Here is an 11,118-nt window from a genome sequence, read left to right on the forward strand (position 1 = left end):
TGAATGGCCGCCGGAGACGAAGGATGACCGACGGAAGCCGCCTCCTCGACCAGATGAACGACCGCTCGCGCGAGGTATTTCGCCGGGTTGTCGAAGGCTATCTGGAAACCGGGGAACCGATCGGATCTCGCAGCCTCACCCGGACCCTGTCCGAGAAGGTGTCGGCGGCGACGATCCGCAACGTCATGCAGGACCTCGAATATCTCGGCCTGCTGAATTCGCCGCATATCAGCGCCGGACGCATTCCGACGCAGCTAGGTCTCCGGCTTTTCGTCGACGGTCTGCTGGAGGTGCGCGATCTCGGCCATCACGACCGCGAGAAGCTGGACGCCACGCTCGGATCGAACACCGACGACGTCCCGGGGTTTCTGGAACGGGTGGGATCGGCGCTGTCGGGGGTGACGCAGGGCGCATCCCTGGTGCTAACTCCTAAACACGAGGCGCCAATCCGGCATATCGAGTTCGTCAGCCTCGCGCCCGACCGCGCGCTGGTGGTGCTGGTGTTCTCGGACGGGCACGTGGAGAACCGCGTGTTCACGCCTCCGCCCGGCCAGACCCCATCGTCGATGCGCGAGGCGGCGAACTTCCTCAACGCGTTGATCGAGGGCAAGACCCTGTCCGAGATCCGCCGCGAAATGGGGGAAGCGATCACCTCCCGCCGGCAGGAGATCGACGCGCTGGCGCGAGACCTGGTCGATTCGGGCCTCGCCGCATGGTCCGAGGACGGGCAGGCGCCCGAACGGTTGCTGGTGCGGGGCCGCGCCAATCTGCTGAGTCAGGAGGGTCAGGCCGAGGAACTCGATCGGATCAGGGAGCTTTTCGACGATCTCGAACGCAAGCGGGATATCGCCGAATTCCTCGATCTGACGCAGGAAGGCGACGGGGTGAGGATTTTTATCGGCTCGGAGAACAAACTTTTCTCGCTTTCCGGTTCCTCTCTGGTCGTGTCTCCATATATGAACGCGGACCGAAAGATCATCGGCGCGGTGGGGGTCATCGGCCCCACGCGGCTCAATTACGGGCGCATCGTGCCGATCGTGGACTATACGGCACAGCTGGTCGGCAAGCTCATATCCGACCGCAGCTAAAGGATGACCATGGCAGACCCGAAGAACGACGATTTTCTCGATGACGTGGAAGCCGCCGAAGCCGAGGCGCGCGCCCACGAGACCGAGGAGCCCGATGCCGCGGCGCTCGAAGCGGATGAACTCGAATCGCTGCGTGCGGAGCGCGACGAATTGCGTGACCGCTTCATGCGCGCGCTGGCCGACGCGGAGAATGCCCGCAAGCGCGCCGACAAGGAACGTCGCGACGCCGAGAATTACGGCGGCACGCGGCTCGCCCGCGACATGCTGCCCGTGTACGACAATCTCGGCCGGGCACTGGCTGCCGCCGGCGAGACCGAGGGCGAGTCCAACGCGGCGCTGATCGAAGGCGTGGAGCTGACGCTGAAAGAGCTCTCCAACGTCTTCCACAAGCACGGTATCGAAGAGATCGCGCCGGAAGTGGGCGATAGGTTCGATCCCAAGCTGCACGAGGCGATGTTCGAGGCGCCGGTGCCGGGCACGAAGGCGGGCGACATCATCCAGGTTTCCGTGGTCGGCTTCATGCTGCACGACCGGTTGCTGCGTCCGGCGCAGGTGGGCGTGAGTTCAACCCCGGCGTCGTGATCGTGATCCGTCCGGGCGCACCGGGGGGGCGCTGCCCCCGTCGCCTGCGGCGCCTCCCCCGGGATATTTTCGGGCAGATGAAACCAGGACCGCGCATGTTTCACGTGGAACGCGCGGGCCTCAGCCGGACAAGAGCGCCCGCAACTCGTAGAGAGCCTGCAGCGCGTCGCGCGGGCTGAGGTCGTCGGGCGACAGGTCGGCGAGGCGTGCCTCCACGGCGGAGGGTCGGTCCGGCGCCGGCGCATCGGCGACGGCGGCGAAGAGCGGCAGGTCGTCGATGAGGGCCTTGGGAGCGGTCCGGTCTCGCTCTCCCTGTTCCAGGGCTTCGAGCACGGATTTCGCCCGTGCCACCACGGCGGGCGGGAGACCTGCAAGTTGCGCTACCTGCACGCCGTAGGATCGGTCGGCGGCACCGGGGCGCACCTCGTGCAGGAAGATCACCTCGCCGTCCCATTCCTTGACTGCCACAGTGGCATTTCGCACGCCGGGCAGCTTGCCGGCCAGTACCGTCAGTTCGTGGTAATGCGTCGCGAAGAGCCCGCGCACGCGGTTGACCTCGTGCAGGTGCTCCAGCGTCGCCCAGGCGATGGAGAGCCCGTCATAGGTGGCCGTGCCGCGCCCGATCTCGTCGAGGATTACCAGCGCGCGGTCGTCGGCCTGGTTCAGGATCGCCGCCGTTTCCACCATCTCGACCATGAACGTGGACCGCCCGCGGGCGAGGTCGTCCGAAGCGCCGACGCGGCTGAAGATCTGGCTGACCACGCCGAGATGCGCGGCCCGGGCCGGCACGTAGGCGCCCATCTGCGCCAGTACCGCGATCAGCGCGTTCTGCCGAAGGTAGGTGGATTTGCCCGCCATGTTCGGGCCGGTGAGCAGCTCCAGCGCGGCGCCATCGGCCTCGGGTTCCAGAGTGCAGTCGTTGGCGATGAACGGATCGCCGCCCTGGTTTCGCAGCGCCCGTTCCACGACCGGGTGGCGCCCGCCCTCCACCGCGAAGACGCGGCTGTCGTCGACAACCGGCCGGGTCCAGTCCTCCGCGCGCGCGAGCTCCGCGAGCGCCGTGGCGAGGTCGAATTCCGCCAGCGCCGCCGCCAGCGCTCCGAGCGCGCCCGCCGCGTCGAGGGCCGCGGCACGCAATTCCGCGAACAGCCGCTTCTCGATCTCCAGCGCCTGCGCCCCGGCATTGAGGATGCGGGTCTCGAGTTCCGACAGCTCCACGGTGGTGAACCGCACCTGGTTTGCGGTGGTTTGGCGGTGGATGAAGGTCTCGGACAGGGGCGGCGACATCATCCGTTCGGCATGGGTTGCCGTGGTCTCGATGAAGTAGCCCAGCACGTTGTTATGCTTGATCTTCAGGGAAGTGACACCGGTATTCTCGCAGTATTCCTTCTGCATGCGGGCGATGACGCTCCGCCCCTCGTCCCGCAGCTCGCGCGCGGCATCGAGATCGGCGTCGAACCCCGCTGCGACGAAACCGCCGTCCCGCACGAGGAGCGGCGGTTCGGCCACCAGGGCCGCGTCCAGGTGCTCGAGCAGCGCCTCCTGTCCGGTAAGCGCCGCGCGCTCGGCGGCCAGATGCTCGGGCAGGTTTACGTCACCGAGCGTGCCCGAAAGCGCCTCTGCCTGGGCCAGTGCCCCCCTCAACGCGGCCAGATCGCGCGGGCCGGCCCGATCGAGCGACAAGCGCGACAGCGCGCGTTCGAGGTCGGGCACCGCCCGGAGCGCGCTGCGCACCGCCTCGGCGCACCCTGGTGCCCCGAGCGCCCAGTCCACCGCCGCCTGCCGCCCGTGGATCGTCGGCAGATCGCAGGACGGCGCCGAAAGCCGCCGCTCCAGCAGGCGCGCGCCACCCGCGGTCACCGTCCGGTCGATGACAGACAGGAGCGATCCGGCGCGGCCCCCGGCCATGCCGTGCGTCAGTTCAAGGTTGCGCCGCGTGGCCGCGTCGATCTGCAGAAGGCGCGAGACCGCGTCGCGCCGCGGCGGCCGCAGGAGCGGCAGCTTGCCCTTCTGCGTAATGTCCAGATAGTCGACCACGGCGCCCATCGCCGACAGTTCCGCGCGTCCGAAGCTGCCGAAGGGCTCCAGGCTCGCCACGTTGTAGAGCGTGCGCAGTCGCCCCTCCGCGCTGCCGGAATCGAAGGAGGCGCGCCCGAGCGACGTGGGCGTCAGCCCCAGATCGTCCAAGACCGGGCGCAGCGCGGCTTCGCCGGCCTCGGTCATCAGAACTTCGGAGGGGGCGAGCCGGGCCAGCTCCGCGCCGATACGGGCCTGCGCCAGGGGCATCGCGTGGAATGCGCCGGTGGAGATGTCGCACCAGGCAAGCGCCCAGTCGCCGCGCACATCGGCCAGCGCCACCAGGTAGTTGTGCCGCCGCGCCTCCAGCAGCGTCTCCTCGGTCAGGGTGCCGGGGGTGACGAGCCGCACGACCTCGCGCCGGACCACCGACTTGGCGCCGCGTTTCTTCGCCTCCGTGGGGCTTTCCATCTGCTCGCACACGGCGACGCGGAAGCCCTTGCGGATGAGCGTCAGAAGGTACCCCTCGGCGGCATGGACCGGAACGCCGCACATCGGGATGTCGTCGCCGGCATGCTTGCCACGCTTGGTCAGCGCGATGTCGAGCGCCTCGGCCGCCGCTGCCGCGTCGTCGAAGAACAGCTCGTAGAAATCGCCCATCCTGTAGAACAGCAGCGCATCGGGGTGCTCCGCCTTGATCTCCAGGTATTGCGCCATCATCGGCGTTGCCGCGGTCATGCCTGCCTCCGCTTCCTCGGGCGCGGACAGTAGACCGGCGCCGGATGCTGCGAAAGCGGGTATTGGCCGGGCCGAGCCCGCGCGGCCCGCGTCAGCGCCCGCGGTGACGCTCTTCGGCTGCTTCGAGCATCGCCATCGCCTCGTCCTTCTCGCCACGGCCGACCAGGCGGAAGGGCCGCTCGATCATGCGGTTGTACGTGTCGAAGAACTCCTCGATGTCCCAGGCAAAGCCGTGGCGCATCTCGGACATCGTCTCGACGCCTTCGTAGATCCGCGACATGTTGGCGATGGCCACGATGCGGTCGTTGCGGGCCATCGTGCCGTCCTCGTCGTTCTCCATCTTCAGGACGCCGATCAGCCGCGCGTCGATCAGCGCACCGGCGGGCAACCCGCCGGCGGTGACCAGCATGATGTCGAGCGCGTCGCCGTCCTCGGCCAGGGTGGCGGGCACGAAGCCGAAGGAAAACGGAAAGGTCACGCCCTCGGGAAGCTCCAGAGCGATGCGGAACAGGCCGCTGTCGTCGATGTCGAATTTGTGTCGGCTGCCCTTGGGTGTTTCGATGAAGACGTTGACGGCGCCGTCCCGGGTACGGGACGGAACGGATCGGATCGCGGTGCTGAACATCGGGCACTCCTTGGTGGCGGGTCCGGACCGCAGGTAGCGCGCCGCGCGTCTTTTTCAGCCGGTTCCGGCTGGTCGCACATGCCGTGCCTCGATAGAAGGATATGCCCGGATCTGAAAGGAGAGGCGTAATGACCATCTGGAACCTCGGGTCGATCAACGCCGACCTCGTCTATCATGTCCCGCACCTGCCCGGACCGGGTGAGACGCTGGAAGCGCGGTCGTTGTCGCACGGGCTGGGCGGCAAGGGCGCGAACATGTCGGTGGCTGCGGCGCGGGCTGCGGCGCGCGTGGTTCACCTGGGGGCCGTCGGGAAGGACGGGACCTGGATGGTCGATCGGCTGCTGGAATACGGTGTGGATACGCGGTGTATACGCAGCGTCGGACCGACCTCCGGCCATGCGATCATCGCCGTGGACGATGCAGGCGAGAACCTCATAGTCATTCATGGCGGCGCCAATCGCGCCATCGAGGCCGGCGCCCTCTTCGCCGACATGGATGGCGCGGCGCGCGGCGACTGGTTCCTGACCCAGAACGAGACCAGCGCCCAGGCGGAGGCGGCAGAGATCGCCAAGTCGCGCGGGCTGCGCGTCGCCTATGCGGCCGCGCCCTTCGACGCGGGTGCGGCGCGCGCGATGTTGCCGTTTCTCGACCTGCTCGTCCTGAACGCGGTCGAGGCGGCACAGCTCGAGGAGGCGACAGGGCAGGGGATCGACACGCTCGGCATCACGGACGTGGTCGTCACCCTCGGGGGCCGGGGGTGCCGCTGGATCGCGCACGGCGCCGACCCGATCGAGATCCCGGCGCTGCCGGTCACGCCGGTCGACACCACCGGGGCCGGCGACACGTTCACCGGGTACCTCGTAGCGGGGCTCGATCGCGGCCTGCCGATGGAGCAGGCGCTCACGCTTGCCACCCGGGCCGCGGCGCTGATGGTCACGCGCGCCGGCACCGCCGACGTGATCCCCGACCTCAAGGAGATCGAGGATGTCGCATTCGGGCCCTGAGCCTCAGACGAAGGGCGCGTTCGCCCCCCACAGCTCGCGCACCCGCTCATCGCGGCGACAGCCCTCGCGGTAGCGCTTGTAGGCGTCCGCGCGGTCGATCCAGCCGAAGCGGGTGAGCGTGCGCTCGTCGCTCTTGTAGTAGTCCTGGTGGTAGTCCTCGGCGTCGTAGAAGGTGCCGGCGTCCAGGATCGGTGTGACGATCTCCTGCCCGAGCTCCGATTGCGCGGCGCGCTTGGCGGCCTCGGCTTCGGCCCGCGCCTCCGGCCCGTCGACGAAGATCGCGGTGCGGTAGCTGTCGCCACGGTCGCAGAACTGCCCGCCCGCGTCCGTCGGGTCGATGGAGCGGAAGAACATGTCGTAGAGTTGCCGGCGCGAGATCTTGGCGGGATCGAAGGTGATCTCCGCCGCCTCGTAATGTCCGGTGCCCCCGGCCGTCACCTGTTTGTAGGTTGGGTCGGCCAGATCGCCGCCGGTATAGCCCGAGACGACCTCGCTTACCCCCTCGACGCGCTCGAAATCGGCCTCGACGCACCAGAAGCAGCCACCGGCGACGGTGATCTCGGCGGCGCCGGCGGCGCTGCCGAGGCCGAGGGCACAGACGGCGCCAAGGGCGCCGCGGCGCAGGATGTTCGGGATGTTCATGGTGACTCTCCTCTCCGGAACTTGCCGAAAAGGGTGGGGCGCGCCGGCCGACCCGGCAAGCGCGCGCCCCGCACGGTCACGCGAAGATGAAGCCCGTGTCAGTGCGTGTAGGCGCCACGGGGTTCGAGATCGTCGAGCAGGATCGCGGCAAGGTCCTGCAACCGGCCGGCTTCCTCTTCGCTCAGTCCGTTGCGTCCGGTGAGCTTCTTGCAGAGCGTTCGGAAGGTCGCCTGGTTGCCACGGCGCGGCGTAGGGTCCGCCTCGAACGGGCGCGACGAGGGCGGCAGCGACAGAAGCCGTTTCGCAGACTGGCGCACGCGGTTGCGGCACAGCGCGCTCTGCGGCACGGATGCGATAAGGGCGATATCCATGAGCAGGTTGTTGGTCATATTTTCAGGTCTCCGCAACGTGCCCGATCTGGTTCTGTCGGGCTTTGGTTGTTTTTTATTTTTCTTAAATCTGCGGAGAGTTGTATATACGGGGATCCCCTAGGTGCGGTTCCAATAAGGCAACGATGCCCGCTTTGGAGCGTTACAAGTGCGGGCATGGAAACGTGATTCTGACGCGCATCAGCACCAGTGGCCCGATTTTCGCGCCGCTCGGGGACGAACCGGGCGTCCGGGCATCTGGCGCAGGGCCACGCCGCGCTTCCTGCCGGGGGGTGAGTCGCGAGAGGGTTGTCGTGCCGATGCGCGCGGCGGCCGGGTCCGCCGCAACGCGACCGCCCACCGATGCAACGCCTGTCAGTCCTCTTTGGCAAGGCGGGGTTGCAGGTCCTCGAGCAGCGCCGCGGCCAGATCCTGAAGCCGGTCGGCCTCCGCGGGATCAAGTGCGTTTCGGCTGGCGACTTTCCTGCAAATTGTACGGAAGGACGGCTGGCCCGAGCGGCGCTCCGTCGTGTCGGCGTCGAAGGCGCGTGACGTTGGCGGCAAGGCCACCAGCCGCCTGGCCGATTGACGCACGCGGTTGCGGCACAGCGCAGTGGCCGGGACTGACGCGATGAGCGCGATGTCCATCAGCATGAGCATGTGGTTGGTCAAGGTGGTCGTCTCCGTAGCGAACCCGACCTGATCTTGTCGGGCTGCATGCATGCCCAACATTTCGTGAATCCGGGTCTGAAAGTCAGACACGGGGAACCCCTATACGGAGTTTCAGCTTTGTGACGTTTGTTTGAGCCCGAGCGCCATTCTTGGACGGCCGCGCCACTATTCAGGCGCTGATCAGCCCCAGGGCCCAGTTTTCGACGCTGTTTGGGGGTAGCCCGCCTGGCCCGCCATCTCGCGCAGTGCGGCGACGCGATTCTCGGTCGCGGGGTGAGTCGCGAAGAGGTTGTCGTGGCGATGCGCGTGGAGCGGATTCACGATGAACATGTGCGCTGTCGCCGGGTTGCGTTCTGCCGAGTCGTTGTCGATCCGCGCCGCCCCAGCCTGGATTCGCTGCAACGCGGACGCAAGCCAGAGCGGGTTGCCGCAGATCTCCGCGCCGGCCTTGTCCGCGGCGTATTCGCGCGTGCGGCTGATGGCCATCTGCACCAGCGCCGCCGCCAGCGGGGCGAGGATCATCATCAGGATCGCGCCGACGATACCGAGCCCACCCTCGCGCCGTCCGCCGAAGAACAGCGCGAAGTTGGCGAGCATGGAGATCGCCCCGGCGAAGGTGGCGGTGACGGTCATGATCGCCGTGTCGCGGTTGCGAATATGCGCCAGCTCGTGCGCCACGACGCCGGCCAGTTCCTCGCGACTGAGGGTCTGCATCAGGCCGGAGGTCACCGCGACGGCGGCGTTGTGCGGGTCGCGCCCGGTGGCAAACGCGTTCGGCTGCGGGGTGTCGATGATGTAGACCGCCGGCATCGGCAGGCCGGCATTCTTCGCCAAGTCGCGCACCATCTGGGGCAGGCCGGAGCGGTCGTTCGGCCCGACGGGCTGCGCGTTGTGCATCCGCAGGATCATCCGGTCGGAATTCCACCAGGAGAAGGCGTTCATCCCGGCGGCGACCACAAGCGCGATAAGCATGCCACCCGTCCCGGCCAGCAGGTAGCCGAGCCCGAGGAAAAGGGCCGTCATCGCGGCCATCAGCATTGCCGTCTTCACGTAGCCCATTGCGGCACTCCACCTGTCACGAGGGGGATATAGGGACGCCGGGCGCCCCCGCAATATCGCTCAGAATGCGACGAGCGAGAGCCAGCCGCCGACCTCTGCCACCCGCTGCACGGCGCCAAGCACGTCGCCCGTCTGCCCGCCGATCCGGCGCATCGCGCGGTGGGCGACGGCAGCGGCGGCAAGGGCCTGCACCAGCGCCGAGGCAAGCGCCGCCGGACCGAGTGCGAGGCCGAGACCCACGGCCAGCGCCGCGCCGGCGAGCCCCGCGCGGCCAAGCCCGCCGCCCGCCGACTGGCCGAGCCCGTCCGTCCGCGCCGCCGGCAGCCACGCCGACACGCCGAGCATGGCCAGCCGGCTCGTCACCGAGAGAAAGAGGAAAGCGAGGAGGGGGGCTCCCCGGTCGAAGCCTGCGAGCGCCGAGGCCTCCAGCCCCACGGCGAGGATCAGCGCGAGCACGCCGTAACTGCCGATCCGGCTGTCGCGCATGATCTCCAGGCAATGCGCCCGGTCCCGCCCGCCGCCTAGCCCGTCGGCCAGATCCGCCAGCCCGTCGTGGTGCAGCGCGCCAGTCGCCAGTGCCATCGCGCCTACCGCAAGCAGGGCCGCCGCCAGCGCCGGCAACCCGGCGGTGATCGCCAGCCCCTGCGCCGCCCAGCCGATCGCGCCGATGGGCAGGCCGGCCAAAGGGTAGGCCCAGCGCGCCTGCGCGAGCGTGGGCGCGGGGTCGGTCAGCCGCCCCGCCGGCAGGCGGGTCAGCAGCATGACGGCCAGCTGCAGCTCCGCGAGGCGGGTGCGGATCATGCGCCCGAGACGCCCGCTTCGGCGAAGGTCGCCATGCCGTTGTGGCACTCCAGCGCGCCGCGCAGCACCGACAGCGCCACCGCCGCACCGGTGCCTTCGCCAAGCGCCATGTCGAGCTCCAGGATAGGCCGCTGACCGAGCGCCTCGCAGAGCCGGCGGTGCCCGGGTTCGAGGCTCATGTGCCCGACCTGGCAATGGGCCAGAAAGGCGGGATCGGCGGCAAAGAGCGGTGCCGCTGCGGCGGTGCAGATGAACCCGTCGAGCAGGACGGGAATGCGCGCCGCCCGCGCCGCGAGGATCGCGCCGCAGATCGCCGCCTGTTCCCGCCCGCCGAGCGCGGCGAGGATCTGAAGACCGCTTGCCTCCGGGTGGCGCGCGATCCCGGCGGCCACCACCTCGGCCTTGCGCGCCATGCCCGCCGCGTCCGCCCCGGTGCCTCGCCCGATCCAGTCGGCCGCCGTGCCGCCGAAACAGGCATGGGCCAGCGCCGCCGAGACCGTCGAATTGCCGATCCCCATCTCGCCGAGGATCAGGATGTCGGGGCTCTCCACCGCGTCCGCCCCGCGGCGCATGGCGTCGAGGCACTCGTCCTCGGTCATCGCCGGGCCTTCGGTGAAGTCCGCGGTGGGCCGGTCCAAGTCCAGAGGCACCACGCTCAGCCGCGCGCCGGCATGGCGGCAAAGCTGGTTGATCGCCGCGCCGCCGCGTTCGAAGTTCGCGACCATCTGCGCGGTGACCTCGGGCGGGAAGGGGCTGACGCCTTGCGCGCAGATCCCGTGATTGCCGGCAAAGACCAGCGCCTGCGCGTCGAAGACATGGGGGCGCGGATCGCCGCGCCAGCCGGCCATGAAGATCGCCAGATCCTCCAGCCGGCCGAGCGAACCCGGCGGCTTGGTCAACTCCGCCTGCCGGGCTCGGGCGGCGGAGGCGGCCTCCTCGTCGAAGGCGGGCAGGGCCGGCGCCGAGGCCGCGACGCGATCGAGGGACGAAAAATCGAGGCTCATGGTTTCACTTTCATCGGGTAGCCGGAGACGCAGAACAGGACCTCGTCGGCCGCCTGCGCGACGCGCTGATTGACGAGCCCCGCCGCGTCCCGGAAGCGGCGGGCGAGCGCGTTCTCGGGCACGATCCCGGCGCCGACCTCGTTGGTGACGATTACGACCGGAGCGCTCTGGCGGGCCAGCGCGGTCGCGAAGGCCTCGGCCTCGGCCTCCCAGTCCCGCTCCGCGAAAAGGAGGTTGGACAGCCACAGCGTCAGGCAATCGACCAGACGCGGACCGCCGCCATCGGAGGCGTCGAGCGCCCCGGTCAGGTCGAGAGGGGCGGACACGGTGCGCCATTCGGCGCCACGCCGGGCCTGGTGGCGGGCAATGCGCTCGGCCATTTCGGGATCGTGCGCCTCGGCCGTGGCGATGTAGACGGCCGGCTGGCCGAGGGCGAGCGTGGTGCGCTCGGCCAGCGTGCTCTTGCCCGACCGGGCGCCGCCGGTGATGAGGATCGACTTTCCCATGGCGACGTGACAA

At 69.1% G+C, this 11,118-nt stretch carries 12 protein-coding genes; 3 read left to right on the top strand and 9 right to left on the bottom strand.

What is annotated here, in order from left to right; genetic code table 11:
• Positions 1-23: 23 nt before the first annotated feature.
• Positions 24-1,088, top strand: coding sequence for a heat-inducible transcriptional repressor HrcA (gene hrcA / locus F3H57_RS03340; RefSeq protein WP_149754476.1), 1,065 nt, complete (start codon positions 24-26; stop codon positions 1,086-1,088).
• A 9-nt stretch (positions 1,089-1,097) separates the two neighbouring features.
• Positions 1,098-1,670: a nucleotide exchange factor GrpE gene (locus tag F3H57_RS03345; protein WP_149754477.1), complete on the top strand. Its 573-nt coding sequence runs from the start codon at positions 1,098-1,100 to the stop codon at positions 1,668-1,670.
• A 120-nt stretch (positions 1,671-1,790) separates the two neighbouring features.
• Here the strand turns inward: F3H57_RS03345 and mutS are convergent, their stop codons facing one another.
• Complete coding sequence (mutS, locus tag F3H57_RS03350) at positions 1,791-4,424, bottom strand: DNA mismatch repair protein MutS (protein ID WP_223162933.1); 2,634 nt, start codon at positions 4,422-4,424, stop codon at positions 1,791-1,793.
• A 91-nt stretch (positions 4,425-4,515) separates the two neighbouring features.
• Positions 4,516-5,049: an inorganic diphosphatase gene (locus tag F3H57_RS03355; RefSeq protein WP_149754478.1), complete on the bottom strand. Its 534-nt coding sequence runs from the start codon at positions 5,047-5,049 to the stop codon at positions 4,516-4,518.
• Positions 5,050-5,177: 128 nt separating this feature from the next.
• Here F3H57_RS03355 and F3H57_RS03360 point away from each other — a divergent pair, with 128 nt between their 5' ends.
• A complete protein-coding gene (locus tag F3H57_RS03360) occupies positions 5,178-6,053 on the top strand; it encodes a ribokinase (RefSeq protein ID WP_149754479.1) in 876 nt (291 codons plus the stop codon).
• 3 nt (positions 6,054-6,056) lie between these two features.
• Here F3H57_RS03360 and msrA read toward each other — a convergent pair whose 3' ends face one another.
• From msrA to cobU, 7 genes are all read right to left on the bottom strand, one after another.
• Positions 6,057-6,695: a peptide-methionine (S)-S-oxide reductase MsrA gene (msrA, locus tag F3H57_RS03365; protein ID WP_149754480.1), complete on the bottom strand. Its 639-nt coding sequence runs from the start codon at positions 6,693-6,695 to the stop codon at positions 6,057-6,059.
• A gap of 98 nt (positions 6,696-6,793) precedes the next feature.
• Positions 6,794-7,084 carry a hypothetical protein gene (locus tag F3H57_RS03370; RefSeq protein ID WP_149754481.1) on the bottom strand — a complete coding sequence of 97 codons (291 nt, stop codon included), beginning with the start codon at positions 7,082-7,084 and terminating at the stop codon, positions 6,794-6,796.
• Between the two features lie 354 nt (positions 7,085-7,438).
• A complete protein-coding gene (locus F3H57_RS03375; protein ID WP_149754482.1) occupies positions 7,439-7,723 on the bottom strand; it encodes a hypothetical protein in 285 nt (94 codons plus the stop codon).
• A 192-nt stretch (positions 7,724-7,915) separates the two neighbouring features.
• Positions 7,916-8,794: a zinc metalloprotease HtpX gene (htpX, locus tag F3H57_RS03380; RefSeq protein ID WP_149754483.1), complete on the bottom strand. Its 879-nt coding sequence runs from the start codon at positions 8,792-8,794 to the stop codon at positions 7,916-7,918.
• 60 nt (positions 8,795-8,854) lie between these two features.
• Positions 8,855-9,595, bottom strand: a complete 741-nt coding sequence (locus F3H57_RS03385) for an adenosylcobinamide-GDP ribazoletransferase (RefSeq protein ID WP_149754484.1) — start codon at positions 9,593-9,595, stop codon at positions 8,855-8,857.
• Positions 9,592-10,599: a nicotinate-nucleotide--dimethylbenzimidazole phosphoribosyltransferase gene (gene cobT / locus F3H57_RS03390; protein WP_149754485.1), complete on the bottom strand. Its 1,008-nt coding sequence runs from the start codon at positions 10,597-10,599 to the stop codon at positions 9,592-9,594. Before cobT ends, F3H57_RS03385 begins: the two co-directional genes overlap by 4 nt.
• Complete coding sequence (gene cobU, locus F3H57_RS03395) at positions 10,596-11,105, bottom strand: bifunctional adenosylcobinamide kinase/adenosylcobinamide-phosphate guanylyltransferase (protein ID WP_149754879.1); 510 nt, start codon at positions 11,103-11,105, stop codon at positions 10,596-10,598. Before cobU ends, cobT begins: the two co-directional genes overlap by 4 nt.
• Between the last annotated feature and the right edge of the window lie 13 nt (positions 11,106-11,118).

The organism is Roseivivax sediminis (assembly GCF_900112685.1).
In the GTDB taxonomy this organism is placed as follows: domain Bacteria; phylum Pseudomonadota; class Alphaproteobacteria; order Rhodobacterales; family Rhodobacteraceae; genus Roseivivax; species Roseivivax sediminis.